The following is an 18,289-nucleotide window of genomic DNA, read 5'->3' as shown; positions in this document are numbered from 1 at the left end:
TGTAACACCGCCGTCAAGGCACTGCGGAGTCTACGGTAACCGCTTGCCCGCCTCAACCCGCGATCCTAGGGAGGGGGCATGCCGATGCCCCACGCGATCGCCCCCGCGAACGGGACGGACGAACCGCGCGTGGCCGTGGTGATCCTCAACTGGCGGCGTCCCGACGATACGATGACCTGCCTGCGCAGCGTCCTGGATCAGGACTATCCGCCGGTCGACGTTTTCGTCTGTGACAATGACTCGGGCGACGGGTCGATCGACCGGCTGGAGGCGGCGATCACCGCCGAATTGGCCGCGCGCGGCGGCGACGGTTGGCGTTTCGCACGGGTCGACGATCCTGACGGCGCGCTGCCGCCGCTGCCAGCGGCGCATGGGCCGCGGCGGCTGTGGCTGGTCGCGACGGGGCGCAACGGCGGCTATGCCTATGGCAACAATGTCGGGCTGGCGCTGGCGCTGCGCGATCCGGCGATCGCCTATCTGTGGGTGCTCAACAACGATACGCAGGTCGATGCGCAGGCGCTGCGCCACCTGGTCGCGCGAATGGAGGAGGATTCCTCGATCGGGCTGTGCGGCGCGGTGGTGCGCTATCGCGGCGAGGCCGGCGGCGGGCGTATCCAGTCGGTCGGCGGCGGGCACTTCCTGGCCGATCGCGGCCGGTGCGAGCAGATCGGCGAGAACTGGCCCGCCGATACCGCGATCGATACCGCCGCGATCGAGGCGCGGCTCAACTACGTCAACGGCGCCGCGGTGCTGGCGCGCCGCGCGATGATCGACCGCGTCGGGCTGATGACCGAGGATCATTTCCTGTACTGGGAGGAGATGGACTGGGCGACGCGCATGGCGCGCGACGGACGCTATCGGCCCGGCCTTGCGGCGCGTGCGCTGGTGTTCCATGATGTCGGGGCATCGACCGGATCGAACGACCACGGCTTCGCCTCGCCGTCGTCCACTTTCTGGATGACCCGTAGCCGGCTGCGTTTCCTGGCGCGGCATCATCCGCAGCTGATCCCGCTCGTCCTCATGCTGATCGCCCGCGCGGCGCTGCGCGAGGTGGCCGGACGGCGCTGGGCGCGTGCCGCCGCGATGCTGCGCGGCGCCTGGGCCGCGCGACGCGCGCTGTAGTCGCTTTCGGCACAGATGCGCCACATCATGGCCGGGCGACGACCGGCGTTTGTGCTAAGGGCATCGCCGATGACGCGGATGCCGATCACCAGAAGGCTGTCGGGCTGGATCGCGCTGGCCGCCGCCAGTGCGTTCGTGCTGTCGCAACTGCTGTTCCAGTCGACGCTGGCCGCGCTGGGCGGCAACCGGATGACCGTGATGGCGGGGGGCGTCACCGCCGCATCGGTGGCGGCCGGATGGTTGCTGGTCGCGTTCCAGGGGGCGTGGTCGGCGCTATGGTGGGCGATGATGATGGCGCTGCTGGTGTTCTGGCAATGCCAGGTCTTCTCTGACCTGACCGGCTATCCGACCAATTACAACGTCATCCTGTCCTATGCGCCGATGTTCGCCTTCCCCCTGTTCGCCAATCCGGCGCTGCGGCTGAACCGGCTGATGGGGATATTGTTCGTCGCCGCGCTGGCCTATTGCCTGATCTATGTCGCCGGCAACGGTTATTTCGTCAGCGCCTGGGAACGCGCGCGCGAGGCGTCGTTCGCGCTGAAGGGACCGGCGGACGCCGCGCCGATGGCGCCGGTGGTGCGCGTGCTGCCCGGCGACGGGGTCCGGTCGCCGCGCGTGTTCCTGGCGACGATGTTCTCCACCTTCGCACTGTTCTACGCGCTGACGCAGGCGCGCGAAACGCGCCGCTACCTGCGCTGGCTGACGCTGGCGGCGATCCCGGCGGCGGCGGTGTTCATGGCGCAGTCGCGCGCCTATACCGCGATCCTGTTCCTGATCGCGACGCTGTACGCGCTGCGCATCACGCGGCGGGGGCAGCGGATCGCGCTCGCGCTGGTCGTGCTCGCGTCGCTGCTGGTGCTGATCCTGGGGGTGGCGGTGCCGTCGTGGAACCCCTTCGCGGCGTTCTCGGACGATTCGTCCGGCGCGGCGCGGGCGCGTGCCTATCGCGTCATCACCCGCATCATCACCGATCATTTCATCACCGGCATCGGCATCGCGCCCAGCGCGAAGGCGCAGCAGGCGTTCATCGGCGAACCGGGCGTCTTCTGGTCCGACCTGGGGGTGATCGGCATATGGTATACGTTCGGGCTGACCGGGCTGATCGTCTATTGCGTTCAGGCGATGATCGTCGTGGTCGGGGTGGAACGGCCGCAGTTCATGAGCCGGCCGGAGCAGGAGACCCTGTTCCTCAGCGGCATGGTCGTCGGGCTGACCGCGTGGCTGACGCCCGATATCTGGACCGGCGCCAACGGCGTGCTGCTGTCGATCACGATGGGGATGCTGCTGCGCCCGATGCGGCGGCCGGGACGCGAGATCGCGATCTGGTTCGGCGCGCACCGCGTCCTGTTCGGCGATTTCGGGCTGCGCTATCGCCTGCGCCAGGCCTGGCGGCGGTTCCGTTCGGCATGGCGCGGGTCGTCCCGTCGCGGTGCACCGACGCGGCCGTGATCGCGCAGGTTGTTGCGCCACAACAATAAGTCCGGCTAGATGCGCTGCCGGTCGCCCGTTGGCGAACCGAGTAAGAGGGCGTTCGATGACATCCCCGGTGCCAGTCGGTATCATCCTGTCCGACGGCCTGGAGTCGAAGGGCGGGATCGGCCGCATCGTCGGATATCTCGTCACCGCGCTGGCGCAGCGCGCGCCCGATATCGAACCCCGCGTCTATCGCGCACGCTGGCGCGAACACGGCATCGCCCGCCACCTGACCGTCCCGCCCGCACTGGCGGCCTTCGCCTGGGATGCGGCGCGGCGCCGGATCCGGGTCGCCCATATCAACGTCGCGCCGCGCGGATCGACCACGCGCAAGTCGCTGTTCGCCGCCGTCGCTCAGCGACTGGGCGTTCCGGTCATCCTGCACCTCCACGGCAGCGGCTACGACGACTTCTTCGCCGCGCAATCCCCTGCCCGCCGCGCCAGGATCGCCCGCTTTTTCGCTTCGGCGGCGCGCGTCGTGGCGCTCAGCGATCGCTGGGCCGGATTCGTCCGCGACGAACTGGGCGTCCCCGCCGCGCGGGTGGTGGTGATCGGCAACGGCGTCCCCGCCCCGCCCGTCGCCGACGCGCGCCCCACCGCGGACGGGACCGCCCCGCCGCACCTGCTGTTCGTCGGGCTGGTGGGGGAACGAAAGGGCGTCGACGTGCTGCTGGCGGCGCTGGCGCAGCAGGCGGCGCGCGGCATCGCGTGGCGCGCGACGATCGCCGGCAATGGCGACATCGACGCCGCGCGCGCCGCCGCCACCGCCTATGGCATCGCCGATCGCATCGCCTTTCCCGGCTGGGTGGACGAGGATGCGGTGCGCGCACTGATGCGCACCGCGGACCTGTTCGTCCTGCCTTCGCGCGCGGAAAATCAGCCGATCGCGATCCTGGAGGCGATGGCCGCCGCGTTGCCGGTGGTGGCGACGACCGTGGGCGCGATCCCCGAACAGGTCGTTGATGGCGATACCGCGCTGCTGGTGCCCCCGGCGAACGCGGACCGGCTGGCGGAGGCGCTGGCGCGGCTGCTGCCCGACGCCGCACTGCGCAGGCGGATGGGCGCGGCGGGACGCGCGCGGTTCGCGGCGCATTTCGCGATCGACGGGACCGCCGATCGCTTCGCCGCGCTCTATCGCGAGTTGGCCGGAGCCGCGGATTGACCGACGCGCGCGACCACAGCCGCGCCGCCATCGCCTATCGCCCCGACATCGACGGGCTGCGCGCGGTTGCGGTCGCATCGGTCGTGCTGTTCCACCTCGGCATCCCGGGGCTGCCGGGCGGCTTCACGGGCGTGGACATCTTCTTCGTCATCTCCGGCTATCTGATCGGCGGGCAGATCGCGCGCGAGGCCGGGGCCGGCATGTTCCGCTTCGCCGGCTTCTACGTGCGCCGCGTCCGCCGCATCCTGCCGGCGCTGATCGCGATGATCGCGCTGTTCCTGCTGTTCGGGTTGGTCGCGCTGACCCCGGCGGAGCTGCGCGAACTGGCCAAGGAAACGGTGCCCGCGCTGTGGGGGCTGTCGAACCTGCTGTTCTACACCGGCGGCGATTATTTCGCGCCGGCGGCGGAACGCAGCCCGCTGCTGATGACCTGGTCGCTGGGCGTGGAGGAGCAATTCTACCTCTTGTTCCCGTTCGTCATGCTGGCGGCGATCCGCTGGTGCCGGGGGCAGGTGATCGCGGTGGTCGCGTTCCTGTCGGCGCTGTCGTTCGCCGGGTCGCTGCTGCTGATCCGCATCGATCCGCAGGCGGCGTTCTACCTGCTGCCGACGCGCGCTTGGGAACTGGGGCTTGGCGCGATCCTGGCGCTGGCGCAGATGCGCGGCGGGCCGTCGTCGCCCGCGCTGCGCGAGGCGGCGGGCTGGGGCGGCGTGGCGCTGCTGGCATTGGCGCTGGTCGCCTATCAGCCGGCCATCGCCTTTCCCGGCTGGTTCGCCGCGCTGCCCGTGCTGGGCGCGACGCTGCAGATCGCGGCGGGCGGCAGTCGCGCCAACCGCTGGCTGCTGTCGTCGCGCCCGGTCGTGTTCGTCGGGCGCATCTCCTATTCGCTGTACCTGTGGCACTGGCCGGTCATCTATGTCGCGCGGGTCGCGGGCGACGGCGCGGCGCCCGTCTCCCCGCTGTGGCTGATCGCGATCACCGTGCTGCTGGCGACGCTGTCGTGGCGGTTCGTCGAACAGCCGCTGCGTCACCGCGTCCTGCCCGAACGACAGGTGCTGCTGCGCTACCTCGCGGTGCTGCTGCTGCTGAGCGGCGTGGCGGCGGCGCTGTACCGGCTGGAGGGGTGGCCCGCGCGCCTGCCCGCGATCGCGCGCGCGGGCGCGCTGGAGGCGGTCGCGGCGCGACATGGCGCCTGCCTTGCCCCTTATGGCGCGACCGCGCCGGTCGGCGGGGCGGCGTGCACCGGCGCGCTGGCGCATACGGACCGGCCGGGCCTGCTGCTGATCGGTGACAGCCATGCCGATGCGATCGCCCCCGCGATCGCCGATGCGGCGCGCGGTGCCGGGCTGACGTTCGGGCAGATGACCAAATCCTCGTGCCTGCCGCTCGTCGATGCGGCGCGCGAGCTGCCCGGGCGCGTGCGCCACCGCGGCGAATGCATGGCCTATCAGGCAGCGGTGTTCCGCTGGATCGCCGCGCATCCGCAGGTGCGCGTGATCGCACTGGCCGGCTATTGGTCGAACGGCGCGGAGGTGATCGACGCACAGGGCCGCCGCCGCTCCGTCACCGATACGCTGGCGGCGACGATCGCCGCGCTGGAGGTGCAGGGCCGGCATGTCGTCCTGATTCAGGATGCGCCGGGGTTCGCGATCAATCCTTATGCCCGCGTGATCGGCGCGGCGCTGCCGGTGCGGCGCTGGCTGATCGGCGTGGCGACCGGGCACACCGCCGGCCCCGACGACGCACGCGCCCATCCACGCACCGACGATGCGCGCGCCGCGATCGCGCGGATCGGCGCGGCGCCCGGACGGCAGCTGGTGGACCCGGCGCGCGCTTTGTGCGATCCGCGCGGCTGCCGCTTCGCCGATGGCGGGCGGCTGTTCTACGCCGACGACCAGCATCTGACCGCATCGGGCGCGCGGGCCGCGCTTCTGCCCGGAACAACGCTGGCGCAGCGGCTTTCCGCATGGGCCGCCGCTGCCGGACCAGACGCCCCCCGCTCAACCGAACGAACACCCCGCCCCGCGCGTGACGACGACGGCAGGAAGGAACATCCATGAACGACAGGCCGCGGCGCACCTTCACCGGCTCCGGTCCCCGCACCGCCCCCACCCCCGCCACCGCCCCCGGCGGCAGGGCCGGTCCCGCCCCCCGGCCGGGGGGCGCGCCGGTGCGGCTCGGCTTGCTGGCGGCGACCTTCGTCGCGATGCTGGCGCTGACCATGCTGGGGCCGATGATGACGATCACCGGCGCCGACCTGACGGGGGCGGGCAATTGGCAACGGCAAGCGGGCTATGTCGCGATCACCGTGCTGACGATGGTAGCGCTGCGCCCGCTGCACGACTGGCGACGTCTGCTGACCGTCCCGTTGCCGATCGCGCTGGCGCTGGCGTGGTGCCTGCTCAGCATCGCCTGGTCGATCGCGCCCGGCGTGGGGTTCCGCCGGCTTTTGCTGACCGCGATGGTGATCTGGTCGGTGTTCGCGGCGGTGCGGTGGCTGGGTTACGAGCGGACGGTCAACCTCACGCGCTGGGTGCTGCTGGTATCGCTGGTGCTCAGCTATATCGTCGTCTTCGCCTATCCCGAACTGGGCATCCATCAGGCGGACGAGGTGTATGACAAGAAGCTGATCGGCGACTGGCGCGGCATCTTCATGCACAAGAATACCGCCGGTGCGATCTGCGCCTTCGCGGTGCTGATGTTCGCGTTCGATCGCGGGCGAATGCCGCGCTGGCTGCAGATCGGGGCGGTCGCGCTGGCCGTCGGCTTCCTGGTGATGACGACGTCGCGCACCTCGCTGGGCGTGTGCGCGGGCGCGGCGGTGCTGGGTGCGCTGTTCACCTTCTACCATGCGCGCTACCGGCTGTTCCTGATCGGCACGATCATCGTCGCCCTTCTGATCGGCTCGATCTACATCAATATCTACAACGCGCCCTTCTCCTCCGTGCTCGACGATCGCACCGCCTTCACCGGGCGCACGCTGATCTGGGATGCGCTGATCCGCTATACGATCGACAACCCGCTGGGATCGGGGTTCGGATCGTTCTGGAACATCGGTAGCGCCAGCCCGATCTTCCAATATGCGCGCGGCTGGGTGATCACCGTGACGGAGGGGCATAACGGCTTCCTCGATCTGGCCGCGACGATCGGCATTCCGGGGCTGATCCTGGTCGTGGCGCTGGTGGTGGTGTGGCCGCTGGTGCGGCTGCTGGGCAGCGAGGCGGCATCGGGGCAGCGCGGCGCGATGCTGCTGGCGGTGATGGTGTTCTGCATCGCGCACAACGGCACCGAATCCAGCCTGATGGACCGCGACACCATCCTGCAGGTGATGCTGATGCTGACGATCGCGCTGATCTGGTCGGTGACGCGCGCGCCGCTGCGCCGCACGCCCGCGCGTCCGGCCTTCGCCGCCGATGCGCCGCGCAAGCCGCGCACCTTCGGGGTGGAACAGGCATGAGCGCGCGACACCGGCTGCTCATCGTCGGCGGATCCAGCGACCATCCCGGCGGGGTGGAGGCGTTCTGCGATCGCGGCACCGCCGCGCTGGCGGCGCATACCGATCGCTGGACGGTCGAGCGCATCGCCGCCGACAGCGCCTATCTGTCGCGCGCAACGCTGCGCCGTTACCTGCGGCAGCTGGGGCGGCTGGTGGCGCATTGCCGGCGCGGGCGCCCCGATCTGGTGTGGGTGCAATATGTGAACCTGCCCGATCTCGGCTTCGTGCTGCTGGCGCGGGCGATGGGGCGGCGGGTGATGGTGACGCCGCATCTGGGATCGAACTGGCGCTCGCAATCGCATCCGCTGCTGCGCCGGCTGAGCCAATGGGCGCTGGCGCGCGCGCAGCGGCTGGCGCTGATTTCCCGCACGCAGGAACTGGAGATCGCACTGCCCCCCGCGCTGCCGCGCTCGCTGATCCGGAACTTCCTGCCGCAATCGGTGCTGTCGAGCGTGCCGGCCGCCGGCGATACGATGCCCGACCGCCTGCAACTGATCCACTCGAGCCGCCTGTCGGAGGGCAAGGGCACGTTCCTGGTCGTGGAGGTCTGCGCGCTGCTGCGCGACCGCGGCGTCGCGTTCGATGCGCGGATCACCGGCGGCGCGGATGCCGAGACGATGGCGCGGCTCCACGCGCTGATCGCCGAACGCGGGCTGGAGAATCGCGTCAAGGTGCTGGGCCGCATCCCGGAGGAGGAATTGCTCGACCTGCTCGGCCGCTCCGACGTGCTGATCCATTTGTCGAAGATCGATTCCTATCCGCTGATCGTGCTGGAGGCGATGGCGTGCAGCACCGTGCCGCTGGTCATGGAACTGGCGGGCGCGCGCGACATGGTCGAAACCTATCGCGGCCATGTGGTCAGCGCCGCGACCCCGGTCGAGGAAGCCGCGGCGTGGCTGCAATCGCTCGACGTGCCGACGCTGCGCCGCGACCGTGCCGACGTCGCCGCGCCGGTGCGCGACGATTACGCCTGGTCGCGCGCTGCCGGCGCGCTGGAGGCGGCGCTGGACGCCACCGTCGCCGCGCTGCCCGGTGCCACAGGTGGAACTGCGCTGGACGCACCCGACCGCCGCTGAGCCAGCCAGCGCGGCGCCGGGTCACGCACCGCTGCGTGGATCAGCCACAGCATCGCCACTCCGCGCACGATCGCCGCCGCGAGGATATCGCCCTGCGTCGCCGACGGCGACGCGCCCTCCATCCCGGCGAACATCCAGAATTCGGCAAAATAGGCGGCCACATCGCCCAGCAGGAACAGCGCCATCGGCCGCGCGCGCGTCCCCGTCAGCACCAGCAGCGGCCACAGCCACAGGTCGAACTGCGGGGAATAGACCTTGTTGGTCAAAAGGAACCACGCCAGCACGGGGGTGAACAGCAGCCACGGGTGCTTCCCGTGCTGCCGCCAGCCCGCCGCGACGATCGTCGTGGCGCCGCCGACAAACAGCACGAACGACCACAGGTTGCGCGTCGGGATATCGGTGACCCACCAGCCGAACTGCGTCATCAATTCCCACACGCTCGCCGCCGTGCCCGCACGCTCGCTGGAAAAGGCGTAGAATTCGCGCCAGTTCTGGAACGCCAGCGCGGCGACGGGCAGGTTGACCGCGCCCCATGCCGCCATCGCGACCGCCACCAGCACCGCCCCCGCCACGATCCGCGCGCGCCATGTCCGATCGGACGCGAACAGTGCGCCCAGCCCCAGCAGCGGCAGCATCAGGATCGGGAACAGCTTTGCCGCGCCGCCCAATGCAGCCAGCGCGGTCGCGCGCACTAGGGCTCCCCGCGCCGCCGCCAGCATCGCCGCGACCGCGAACGTCCCCGCCAGCAGATCCCAGTTATGCCCCAGGTACAGCACCAGCGGCGGCGCCAGCGCCCAGGCATATTGGCGCGCCAGCCCGGCCCCCGCGCCGCGCATCATCTCCAGGATCACGAACGCCAGGATCGCGTTGCCCAGCGTCACTACACCCAGGAACGTCGCCGCATCGGCGCGCGCGCCGCCGATGACGCGCGCGACCAGCCCCTCGATCCAAATCAGGGCGCCGGTCAGCACCGGATATTCCATCCGCGCCTCGAAATAGGGCATTTGCCCCGCCGCTACCCCGCGCAGTCCCCAGAACGGCACCGCATCGCTGTAGCAACCGGTGGTATATTGCTCGGCACCGATCCAGCCCGCGCCGCAATGCGCCTTGAACCCCCAGCCAAGCAGGCACGTCAGCGCCAGCGCCAGATACGGCCCGTTCGGCCCCAGACGATTCACGATCCCGCGCACGGGGTTGATCCATGGCAGGTGGATCCGCCCTCGACAAGCGGACCTCCGGAACATATATCGAACACATGGCGCAGCTCGACGTCCGGCAGAAACTGGAAATCCTCGCCGATGCGGCCAAATACGATGCGTCCTGCGCGTCGTCGGGCACTGCCAAGCGCACGTCGAAGGACGGCAAGGGCCTCGGCTCGACCGAGGGGATGGGCATCTGCCACGCCTATGCCCCCGATGGTCGGTGCATCTCGCTGCTCAAGATCCTGCTGACCAACAGCTGCATCTTCGACTGCCATTACTGCATCAATCGCAAAAGCTCGAACGTCCGCCGCGCCCGCTTCTCCGCGCAGGAGGTGGTGAACCTCACCCTCTCCTTCTACCGCCGCAATTATATCGAGGGGCTGTTTCTGTCCTCGGGGATCATCCGGTCGCCCGATTACACGATGGAGCAGATTGTCGAGGTCGCGCGGTCGCTGCGCGAGGATCATCAGTTCCGCGGCTATATTCACCTGAAGACGATCCCCGATGCCGATCCCGAATTGGTCCGCCTCGCGGGGCTGCACGCCGATCGCGTGTCGATCAACGTCGAGCTGCCGACCGCCGGCGGGCTGAAGCGATTGGCCCCGGAGAAGGACGGCGAGCGGATCGAGGGCGCGATGCGCGACATGAAGCGCGCGATCATCGATACCGGCGATGCGCGCCAACGCTATCGCTCCGCCCCGCGCTTCGCACCGGCGGGACAGTCAACACAGATGATCGTCGGTGCGGACGCGGCGACCGACGGCGATATCGTGGCGCGCGCCTCGACGCTCTACGATCGCTTCGGGCTGCGGCGCGTCTATTATTCGGCGTTCAGCCCGATCCCCGATGCCTCGACCGTCCTGCCGCTCCAACGCCCGCCGCTGATGCGCGAACATCGCCTCTACCAGTCGGACTGGCTGATGCGCTTTTACGGATTCCAGCCGCAGGAGGTCGTCGCGGCCACCGATGCGACGACGGGGATGCTGCCGCTCGACATCGACCCGAAGCTCGCCTGGGCGCTCAAGTTCCGCGATCGCTTCCCCGTCGACGTCAATCGCGCCCCGCGCGAATTGTTGTGGCGGATCCCGGGCCTGGGGACGAAGGCGGTGGCGCGCATCCTGTCGGCGCGGCGTTGGCGGCGGCTGCGGCTCGACGATATCGCGCGGCTGACCGTGTCGGTGGCGAAGGTGCGGCCGTTCATCGTCACCGACGACTGGCGTCCGGTGCTGCTCGCCGATCGCGGGGACATATCGGCACTGGTCGCGCCCAAGGCGGCTACCCGCCAGCTCGAACTGTTCGCGGCGTGAGAATCGCTCGCGGGTGAAACGACCTGCCGCCTCGCGCGCTGTCGCGGGCGAAGGAGAACGACCGATGGCTACCCCCGCGATCTACGCCGATCTGAAGCGCGATCATGACAAGCAGCGCAAGATGCTGAAGGAGCTGGCCGAACTGAAGGGCGACACCGCCAAGCGCAAAAAGCTGTTCGAGGCGTTCCGGCTGGAGGTGCAGAGCCACGCTGCGGCCGAGGAGGAATCGCTCTACGCCGAAATGCTCGGCAACCCCGAATTGCGCGACGACGCGCGCCATTCCGTCGCCGAGCACAAGGAGGTCGACGACCTGCTGGGCGAGATGATGGACGAGGATTTCGCGTCGGACGAATGGGAATCCAAATTCTTCCACATGCGCCACCGCTACGAACATCATATCGATGAGGAAGAGGAGGAAATGTTCCCCGCCGCCGAGAAGGAGCTCGACGCGGATACCGAGGAGCGGCTGGCCGACACCTATGAGGAGCGCAAGCCCAAGGAACTGGAACTCGCCAAGGCCAATCCCCCGGGCGGCGACGAGCGCGACTGATCGCGCGGGCCGGTCCTGCCCGTCCGGGACCGGCCACCCCACCGCCATGCGTACCGTCACCCTTTCCGCCCCCGACGACATCGACGCCTGGCGCAGCGCCGCGCGTGCGCTGATCGCTGACCATGTCGCGCCCGATCGCGTGGTGTGGCAAATGGGTGATGCGCCCGCCGATCTGTTCGCCGAAGCCCCCACGGCCCCGCCCGCTTCCTCGACCGGATTTCGCGTGCCGCGCGCGTTCCTGTCGCTGGCCGACGACGCGGCGCTCCACCGCGATCCGCAGCGGTTCGCGTTGCTCTACACTTTGTTGTGGCGGCTGCGCGATGCGCCGCGGCTGACCGACGATCACGCCGACCCGCTGGTCCGCCGGCTGGAAGAATTGGCCAAGGCGGTACGCCGCGACATCCACAAGATGCGCGCCTTCTTGCGCTTCCGCTCGGTGGAGGAACCGGACGGCGCGACCCGCTATGTCGCGTGGTTCGAGCCGGGCCATCACATCGTGCGCGCCAATGCCGCCTTCTTCGTCAACCGCTTCGCATCGATGCGCTGGTCGATCCTGACCCCGGAGATATCGCTACACTGGAACGGCGCCGCACTGACGCAGGGGCCGGGCGCGGCGCGCACCGATGCGCCCGACGGCGACCCGGTCGAGGAGGTGTGGACGACCTATTACGCCAGCATCTTCAACCCAGCGCGCGTCAAGGTCGGCGCGATGCTGAAGGAGATGCCGCGCAAGTACTGGAAGAACATGCCCGAAACCGCGTTGGTGCCGCAGTTGCTGGCGACGGCTCAGGCGCGGGAGAGCGGGATGATCGCCACCGCCCAGGATCGCGTCGACACCGATCGGGTCGCGGCGGGCGGCAATGTCGCCGCGGCGTGGGCGGCGCTGCGCGACGAGGCGGCGGGCTGCACCCGCTGCCCGCTGTATCGCCCCGCGACGCAGACCGTGTTCGGCGAGGGGCCGCTGGATGCGCCGCTGATGTTCGTCGGCGAACAGCCGGGCGATCAGGAGGATCTGGCCGGGCGCCCGTTCGTCGGCCCGGCGGGGCAGGTGTTCGACCGCGCGATCGCCGACGCCGGGATCGAACGCGCCGCCGCCTATGTCACCAACGCGGTCAAGCATTTCAAGTTCGAGCCGCGCGGCCGTCGCCGCATCCATGCCAAGCCCGATGCGGGCGAGATCGACGCCTGTCGCTGGTGGATCGAACAGGAACGCCTGCTGCTGCGCCCGCGGATGACGATCGCGCTGGGCGCCACCGCCGCGCGCAGCCTGTTCGGCCGCGCGATGACGATCGGGCGGGAGCGTGGGCGGGTGCAGACCCTGCCCGACGGCGGCGCGGCGTGGATCACCGTCCACCCCAGCTACCTGCTGCGCCTGCCCGACCCCGCGGCGAAGGAGGCGGAATATGCGAAGTTCGTGGAGGATTTGAAGGGCGCTCAGGCGGCGATCGCGCACGTTTGAACAAAGCCGTCACCCCAGCGAAAGGGGGGCCTCAAGCCTGGCAAGCGATTCGCGAATCTCGAAGAGATCCCAATCTTCGCCCGGATGACGGCATTGGCTGGGGGTCGATCGACCTATCCCTCACAATTCCCGCGGGTCCGGCCCCATGCGCCCTTCCGAATCGTCCATCGCGTCGATCGCTGCAACGTCGTCGGCCGACAGCGTCACCTCCTGCGCGCGCCAGTTGCTTTCCAGATGCGTAAGGTCCGCTGCCTTGGGGATCACCGACAGCCCCTTGGCCAGGTGCCAGGCGATGATGGCCTGCGCCGGGGTCGCGCCGATCCGCTCGGCGATCCGCACGATCCGCTCATCCTTCAGCGTCGCCCCCTGACCCAGTGGGCTCCAGCTTTGCGTCACGATGCCGTGGTCGGCGTTATACGCCTGCACGTCGCGCTGCTGGAACGTCGGGTGAAGCTCGATCTGGTTGACCGCGGGGGTCACACCGGTCGCGGCAATGATCGCGTCGAGATGCTCGGGCAGGAAGTTCGACACGCCGATCGACCGCGCTTTCCCCGCATCGCGCAGCGCCACCAGCGTCTTCCACGCCGCGACGAACTGTCCTCCGGCGGGGTGGGGCCAGTGGATCAGGTACAGGTCGACATGGTCGCGCCCGAGCAGCGCGAGGCTTTCGTCCAGCGCACCCGCGGCATCGCCGTGCCGGTCGTGCCACAATTTGGTGGTGACCCACACGTCGTCCCGCGCCAGCCCTTCGCCGACGCCGCGCTCGTTGTGATACAGCGCGGCGGTGTCGACCAGCCGGAACCCCAGGTCCAGGCCGGCGCGCACCACCGGCGCAACCTGCGAATCGGGGATCTGATACGTGCCCAGCCCCAGTCGGGGCATGGTGCGGCCATCGTTGAGCGTCAGGTCGGTCATTCGCAACGAACCGTTGCTGCGCCGCCGCGGTTCCGCACTTCGTGCTTCCCTTTCGCCGCGCGCTGACGCAAGCGGCGCGCATGGTCGAAAAGATCCTGGCCGCGCTTGCCGGCTTCGCCATCTCCGTGATCTCCGCCGGCGGCTATTGGGGCGTCGCGCTGCTGATGGCGATCGAAAGCGCGTGCATCCCGCTGCCGTCCGAAATCATCATGCCGTTCGCCGGCTATCTCGTCTCCACGGGGCAGATGAACCTGTATCTGGCGGCGACCGCGGGCGCGCTGGGCTGCAACCTCGGCTCGATCGTCGCCTATGAGATCGGGCGGCGCGGCGGGCGACCGATGGCGGAGAAGTTCGGCCGCTACGTCCTGATCGGCCCGGGGGAGCTGGACCTGGCCGACCGGTTCTTCAACCGCTGGGGATCGTGGGCGATCCTGATCGGGCGGATGCTGCCGGTGGTGCGCACCTTCATCGCCTTTCCCGCCGGGGTAGCACGGATGAAGCTGATCCCGTTCCACGTCTATACCTTCGTCGGCAGCTGGCCGTTCTGCCTGCTGCTGGCGTGGATCGGCATGGTGCTGGGCGACAAGTGGAACAGCGACCCGCGGCTGAAGGCGTTCTTCCACCGCGCCGATGCCGCGATCGGCGTGGTGCTGGTCGCCGCGATCGCCTTCTACATCTGGCATCGCGTGCGCGGGTTGAAGAAGCACGGCTGACCCGGCGGTCGGCCGCGCCCCGTATCCCCTTCCCTTAACCGGCGAACCCCCGCCGCGCCGCCAGCGCGCGTAGCTGGTCGTCGCGCCCCGGCGCCAGCTGCGCGACGCGCCGCTCATAGGCCTCCACCACCGCCACACCCGCGCGCTCGGGCGATCCGGCGTCGAACGGCGGTATCGGGTCATATTCCAGTGCCAGCTGCACCATGCGCGCATGCGCTTCCCCGCGAATCAGCGCGGTCAGCCGCAACGCGAAGTCAATGCCCGCGGTGACGCCCCCTCCGGTCAGGCGGTTGCGATCGATCACCACCCGCTCGGCCACCGGCTCGGCACCGAACAGCGGCAGCATGTGCCGCTGCGCCCAATGGCATCCCGCCTTGTACCCGCGCAGCAGCCCCGCCGCGCCGAGCACCAGCGATCCCGTGCACACGCTGGTGACCCAGCGCGCGTCCGCCCCCACCCGCGCGACCCAGTCGATCGTCGCATCGTCGGCGATCGCGCGATGCGTGCCGAACCCGCCGGGCACGCACAATATGTCGGCGGCGGGCACGTCGGCAAAGGTCGCGGTCGGCACGATCGAAAAGCCCGCGTCGGTCGGCACCGGCTCCAGCGTCGCCGCAACCAGATCGAGCCGCGCATTGCCCAGCCGCGAAAGTACCTGCACCGGTCCGGTCAGGTCCAGCTGGGTCACATCGGGAAACAACAGGAAGGCGATGCGCAGCGGTTCGGCGGTCATGACGGCAGGCTCCTCTCGTCGATCGAACGGGGTGCCCAGGCGCGCGGCGGATCATCATCCTTGGCCGCGTTCCCCTGCGGTGACCCGCTGAAGCGCCAGTCGCGCGGCCGACCGCCACGGTAACGGCGTTCCGACCCGAAGGCTAGCGCGCCGCCCGATCAGGGAACGTCATTCTCCGCCTTGGCCGCAGCGCGGCGCTCGCGCTTCCAGCGGGTGGCATTCTGCACGACGCACCCCGTGGCGCTCGCCGCGCCGACGGTGGAGCAGGTGCCGACGCCGACATTGCCAACGGTCTGGTTCGCGGCTTCCTTCGCGGCCCAGCTCTGGTTTTCCGGCGTCACCTCGAAATTGCGCAATTCCTTGGGGATGCGGAACTGTTCCTCCGCCGGGCGGCGTACGCACACCACGATTTCGTCGCCATTGGCGTTGGTCGGGCAGCGTTCGTTGCCGTACAGCGTCAGCACGCCGTTGACCGGCGCCCCGCGCGACACGCCATCGGCCGCGGTGGACTTGGCGATGCGCGGGGTGCCGGGGGACGGCGGCCCGCTCTGGGCCAGCGCGGCCGTGGGCAGCAGCGCGAAAAGCAGGAAAACGGCCGGACGGCGCATCGGGTCAGATCCTCTTGGCGGTGGCGATGGCGATACGGCATCCCAGCCGGATCGCGGCGGACATCAACGGATAGGCGGGCGCATCCTCCGCGCCGCTGGCCAGCGCGGTGTCGCGATGCTCCAGCTCCTCGGCCTGGAATTCGGCGATCGCCTCGGACAGCACCGGATCGCTGTCGCCCAGCGCGACCAGCTGCTCGGCATAATGTTTGTCGATCTCGGTCTCGACCGCCGCGGTGCAGGCCATCGCCGCTTCCGGCCCGATCGCGGCGGTCACCGCGCCCAATGCGAAGCCGGCAACGTCCCAGAAGGGTTGCAGGATCGTCGGGCGCACGCCGCGCTCGGCGATCATCCGGTCGAAGAACGCGCGGTGGCGTTCCTCCTGAAGCGCCATCGCGGAAATCTTGCGCGCCATCGGCGACCGCTGCCCCATGATCGCCAGCTGCCCGGCATAGATGCGGGTCGCGCCATATTCACCGGCCTGATCGACGCGGATCATCGCATCGGTCGCGGCGGGGCGATCTCCGGGCTTCCACGTCATCCACGCCTCCACAGCTGCGTCGCGATCATCGCCGCACCGATCAGCGAGAGGATCGCATTCCACCCCGCCAGCGACACGCCGAACAACGCCCACTGCGCCGCATCGCAACGAACGATCGGCGCGGCCAGAAGGTCGCGCAGCGCCTGGTCGGTCGACAGACCGGTCGTCGATATCGTCTGCGTGCAGGCGGTGATGCCCTGCCACCAGTGATATTCGACCCCGGCGTGGAAGACGCCGATTAACCCGGAAACCGCGATCAGCGCCGCCGCCCCGGCCACCAGCGTCGCCTTCACCCGTGTGCCGCCGGTGACGAACGCCAGCACCGCCAGCACCAGCGCGCCATAATGCGGCCAGCGTTGCCAGTGGCACATTTCGCACGGGTACAGCCCGCCCAGCAACTGGAACGCCCATGCCCCGCCCAGCAGCGCCGCCGGGATCACCAGCGCGAGCAGCCGGGCGTTGCGCAACCCGATCGCGCGCATCGCGCCGGTCATTTCGTCCCGCCCGCTTTGTCAGCCGCCGCCTTGTCGGCCGCGGCCTTGGCCGCCATCGACTGGGTTACCGCGGCGACCTGCGTCGGACCGCCCAGCCGCGCGATCGTCTTGAGCGCATACCACAGCTGGAAGTCCTTGATCCCCTGCTTCTCCAGCGCCTCCGGCGTCGCGTCGAAGCGCGGATCGTTCTTCACGTCCTCTTCCAGCACCGCATTGTCGGGGGCCTTGATCTCGTTGATCAGATGGCGGCGCAGGTCGGCCTCGCGGAACACCGGGCGGCTCTTGTAATCGGGGTCGGACAGCTGCGGCACGCGGATGTCCGGCTCGATCCCGCCCTCCTGCACGCTACGCCCCGACGGAGTATAGTAACGCGCCGTCGTCAGCCGCAGCGCGGTGCGCGGCCCCAGTTGCAGCAACGTCTGCACCGATCCCTTGCCGAACGTCCGCTCGCCCATCACCAGCGCGCGATGGTGGTCCTGCAACGCGCCCGCCACGATCTCGCTGGCGGACGCGGTGCCCGCATCGGTCAGCACGATCACCGGCAGGCCATGCGCATCGTCGCCCGGCTTGGCGTAGTAACGCTGCGTGTTCGCCGCCTCGCGCTCGCGCTGCGACACGATCTCGCCGCGTTCCAGGAAGGAATCCGCCACCGCGATCGCCTGGTCCAGCAGCCCGCCGCCATTGTCGCGCAGGTCGACGACATAGCCCAGCGGGCGATGCCCCAGCGACTTGTCGATCGCCATGATCGCCGCGCGCGTGTCCGCGCCGGTCTGTTCGGAGAAGGTGTTGATGTTGATATAGCCGACGTCGCCCTTCACTTCCCATTTGACCGGGCGCTGGACGATCACCTCGCGGGTCAGCGTGACCACGATCGGCTTGTCGCGGCCCGGGCGCACCAGCGTCAGCGTCACCTTGCTGCCCGGCTTGCCCCGCATCTGGGCCGTCGCTTCGTCCAGCGTGCCGCCGTAGATCAGCTTGCCGTTGATATGGGTGATATAGTCGCCGGACTTGATCCCGGCGCGCCCCGCCGGCGTATCCTCCTGCGGCGCGACGACCTTCACCGCGCCATCCTCCATCGACACGGTCAGCCCCAGCCCGCCGTAGCTGCCCTGGGTCTGGATGCGCAGATTGTCGTAATCGGACCCGTCGACATAGCTGGAATGCGGGTCCAGCGCCGCCAGCATCCCGTCGATCGCGCCCTTGATGAGCTGTTCGTCGGTAACCTTGTCGACGTAATCCGCCTTCACGCGGTTATAGACGTCCAGGAACTTGTCCATCTCGCGATAGGTGGCGGTATCGGCCGCGGCCATCGCTCCCGTGGCGACGGGGATCATGGCGATTCCCGTGACCAGCGCGGCGGCCTGGAGCAGCTTGGACTTCATGCGAACGGGTCGATCCTGCGACGAAGGGATGGGACCGCGGGATGTAGCGGAAAGACACG

The 18,289-nt window shown here is 69.4% G+C and carries 17 protein-coding genes and 1 riboswitch; of the genes, 10 read left to right on the top strand and 7 right to left on the bottom strand.

The window, feature by feature from the left end; all coding sequences use genetic code 11:
* Positions 1–78 precede the first annotated feature (78 nt).
* The 6 genes from COA17_RS01030 to COA17_RS01005 all read left to right on the top strand — a co-directional run bounded on the left by COA17_RS01030 (position 79) and on the right by COA17_RS01005 (position 8,329).
* Positions 79–1,122 (top strand): glycosyltransferase, encoded by a 1,044-nt coding sequence (locus COA17_RS01030; protein ID WP_096609605.1) that lies wholly within the window; start codon positions 79–81, stop codon positions 1,120–1,122.
* A gap of 69 nt (positions 1,123–1,191) precedes the next feature.
* On the top strand, positions 1,192–2,571 hold the full coding sequence (locus tag COA17_RS01025) for an O-antigen ligase family protein (RefSeq protein ID WP_176484750.1): 1,380 nt from the start codon (positions 1,192–1,194) through the stop codon (positions 2,569–2,571).
* A 97-nt stretch (positions 2,572–2,668) separates the two neighbouring features.
* On the top strand, positions 2,669–3,757 hold the full coding sequence (locus tag COA17_RS01020; protein WP_070321403.1) for a glycosyltransferase family 4 protein: 1,089 nt from the start codon (positions 2,669–2,671) through the stop codon (positions 3,755–3,757).
* A complete protein-coding gene (locus tag COA17_RS01015; protein ID WP_096609599.1) occupies positions 3,754–5,817 on the top strand; it encodes an acyltransferase family protein in 2,064 nt (687 codons plus the stop codon). Before COA17_RS01020 ends, COA17_RS01015 begins: the two co-directional genes overlap by 4 nt.
* The gene (locus COA17_RS01010; protein ID WP_096609597.1) at positions 5,814–7,214 is read left to right on the top strand and encodes an O-antigen ligase family protein; all 1,401 of its coding nucleotides are present in this window, start codon (positions 5,814–5,816) and stop codon (positions 7,212–7,214) included. The genes COA17_RS01015 and COA17_RS01010 overlap by 4 nt, the downstream gene beginning before the upstream one ends.
* Positions 7,211–8,329, top strand: coding sequence for a glycosyltransferase (locus COA17_RS01005; protein WP_096609595.1), 1,119 nt, complete (start codon positions 7,211–7,213; stop codon positions 8,327–8,329). Before COA17_RS01010 ends, COA17_RS01005 begins: the two co-directional genes overlap by 4 nt.
* Here COA17_RS01005 and COA17_RS01000 read toward each other — a convergent pair.
* Complete coding sequence (locus tag COA17_RS01000; RefSeq protein WP_245857330.1) at positions 8,218–9,519, bottom strand: hypothetical protein; 1,302 nt, start codon at positions 9,517–9,519, stop codon at positions 8,218–8,220. The genes COA17_RS01005 and COA17_RS01000 overlap by 112 nt on opposite strands.
* A 65-nt stretch (positions 9,520–9,584) precedes the next feature.
* On the opposite strand from COA17_RS01000, the gene COA17_RS00995 reads away from it, so the two are divergent.
* The 3 genes from COA17_RS00995 (at position 9,585) to COA17_RS00985 (ending at position 12,847) form a co-directional block, all read left to right on the top strand.
* Entirely contained in the window at positions 9,585–10,838 is a 1,254-nt protein-coding gene (locus COA17_RS00995) for a putative DNA modification/repair radical SAM protein (protein ID WP_096609593.1), read from the top strand.
* A gap of 64 nt (positions 10,839–10,902) precedes the next feature.
* On the top strand, positions 10,903–11,388 hold the full coding sequence (locus COA17_RS00990; protein ID WP_066487252.1) for a hemerythrin domain-containing protein: 486 nt from the start codon (positions 10,903–10,905) through the stop codon (positions 11,386–11,388).
* Positions 11,389–11,434: 46 nt separating this feature from the next.
* Positions 11,435–12,847, top strand: coding sequence for a UdgX family uracil-DNA binding protein (locus COA17_RS00985; RefSeq protein ID WP_096609591.1), 1,413 nt, complete (start codon positions 11,435–11,437; stop codon positions 12,845–12,847).
* Between the two features lie 120 nt (positions 12,848–12,967).
* Here COA17_RS00985 and COA17_RS00980 read toward each other — a convergent pair whose 3' ends face one another.
* Positions 12,968–13,762, bottom strand: a complete 795-nt coding sequence (locus COA17_RS00980) for an aldo/keto reductase (protein ID WP_096609589.1) — start codon at positions 13,760–13,762, stop codon at positions 12,968–12,970.
* A gap of 80 nt (positions 13,763–13,842) precedes the next feature.
* On the opposite strand from COA17_RS00980, the gene COA17_RS00975 reads away from it, so the two are divergent.
* Positions 13,843–14,475, top strand: coding sequence for a DedA family protein (locus COA17_RS00975; RefSeq protein ID WP_070321546.1), 633 nt, complete (start codon positions 13,843–13,845; stop codon positions 14,473–14,475).
* A gap of 34 nt (positions 14,476–14,509) precedes the next feature.
* Here the strand turns inward: COA17_RS00975 and COA17_RS00970 are convergent, their stop codons facing one another.
* From COA17_RS00970 to COA17_RS00950, 5 genes are all read right to left on the bottom strand, one after another.
* Positions 14,510–15,208: a DJ-1/PfpI family protein gene (locus COA17_RS00970; protein WP_096609587.1), complete on the bottom strand. Its 699-nt coding sequence runs from the start codon at positions 15,206–15,208 to the stop codon at positions 14,510–14,512.
* Between the two features lie 26 nt (positions 15,209–15,234).
* Positions 15,235–15,321: riboswitch (ZMP/ZTP riboswitch) on the bottom strand.
* Positions 15,322–15,366: 45 nt separating this feature from the next.
* The gene (locus COA17_RS00965; RefSeq protein ID WP_096609585.1) at positions 15,367–15,816 is read right to left on the bottom strand and encodes a hypothetical protein; all 450 of its coding nucleotides are present in this window, start codon (positions 15,814–15,816) and stop codon (positions 15,367–15,369) included.
* 4 nt (positions 15,817–15,820) lie between these two features.
* Positions 15,821–16,354, bottom strand: a complete 534-nt coding sequence (locus tag COA17_RS00960) for a demethoxyubiquinone hydroxylase family protein (RefSeq protein WP_066485222.1) — start codon at positions 16,352–16,354, stop codon at positions 15,821–15,823.
* Positions 16,351–16,848 carry a disulfide bond formation protein B gene (locus COA17_RS00955; protein ID WP_176484749.1) on the bottom strand — a complete coding sequence of 166 codons (498 nt, stop codon included), beginning with the start codon at positions 16,846–16,848 and terminating at the stop codon, positions 16,351–16,353. Before COA17_RS00955 ends, COA17_RS00960 begins: the two co-directional genes overlap by 4 nt.
* Entirely contained in the window at positions 16,845–18,230 is a 1,386-nt protein-coding gene (locus COA17_RS00950) for a S41 family peptidase (RefSeq protein WP_096609583.1), read from the bottom strand. The genes COA17_RS00955 and COA17_RS00950 overlap by 4 nt, the downstream gene beginning before the upstream one ends.
* Positions 18,231–18,289: the final 59 nt, after the last annotated feature.

It is taken from the genome of Sphingomonas ginsenosidimutans (assembly GCF_002374835.1).
In the GTDB taxonomy this organism is placed as follows: Bacteria; Pseudomonadota; Alphaproteobacteria; order Sphingomonadales; family Sphingomonadaceae; genus Sphingomonas; species Sphingomonas ginsenosidimutans.
The sequence above is the reverse complement of the archived record's forward strand: the minus strand, read 5'-3'. Positions and strand labels throughout refer to the sequence as shown.

Coding starts and splice junctions, on each gene's coding strand:
- COA17_RS00970 (WP_096609587.1), bottom strand. CDS start 15,208: ATGACCGCCGAACCGCTGCGCATCGCCTTCCTGTTGTTTCCCGATGTG.
- COA17_RS01010 (WP_096609597.1), top strand. CDS start 5,814: ATGAACGACAGGCCGCGGCGCACCTTCACCGGCTCCGGTCCCCGCACC.
- COA17_RS00985 (WP_096609591.1), top strand. CDS start 11,435: ATGCGTACCGTCACCCTTTCCGCCCCCGACGACATCGACGCCTGGCGC.
- COA17_RS01025 (WP_176484750.1), top strand. CDS start 1,192: ATGACGCGGATGCCGATCACCAGAAGGCTGTCGGGCTGGATCGCGCTG.
- COA17_RS01030 (WP_096609605.1), top strand. CDS start 79: ATGCCGATGCCCCACGCGATCGCCCCCGCGAACGGGACGGACGAACCG.
- COA17_RS01005 (WP_096609595.1), top strand. CDS start 7,211: ATGAGCGCGCGACACCGGCTGCTCATCGTCGGCGGATCCAGCGACCAT.
- COA17_RS00950 (WP_096609583.1), bottom strand. CDS start 18,230: ATGAAGTCCAAGCTGCTCCAGGCCGCCGCGCTGGTCACGGGAATCGCC.
- COA17_RS00990 (WP_066487252.1), top strand. CDS start 10,903: ATGGCTACCCCCGCGATCTACGCCGATCTGAAGCGCGATCATGACAAG.
- COA17_RS00995 (WP_096609593.1), top strand. CDS start 9,585: ATGGCGCAGCTCGACGTCCGGCAGAAACTGGAAATCCTCGCCGATGCG.
- COA17_RS00960 (WP_066485222.1), bottom strand. CDS start 16,354: ATGACGTGGAAGCCCGGAGATCGCCCCGCCGCGACCGATGCGATGATC.
- COA17_RS00955 (WP_176484749.1), bottom strand. CDS start 16,848: ATGACCGGCGCGATGCGCGCGATCGGGTTGCGCAACGCCCGGCTGCTC.
- COA17_RS00965 (WP_096609585.1), bottom strand. CDS start 15,816: ATGCGCCGTCCGGCCGTTTTCCTGCTTTTCGCGCTGCTGCCCACGGCC.
- COA17_RS00975 (WP_070321546.1), top strand. CDS start 13,843: ATGGTCGAAAAGATCCTGGCCGCGCTTGCCGGCTTCGCCATCTCCGTG.
- COA17_RS00980 (WP_096609589.1), bottom strand. CDS start 13,762: ATGACCGACCTGACGCTCAACGATGGCCGCACCATGCCCCGACTGGGG.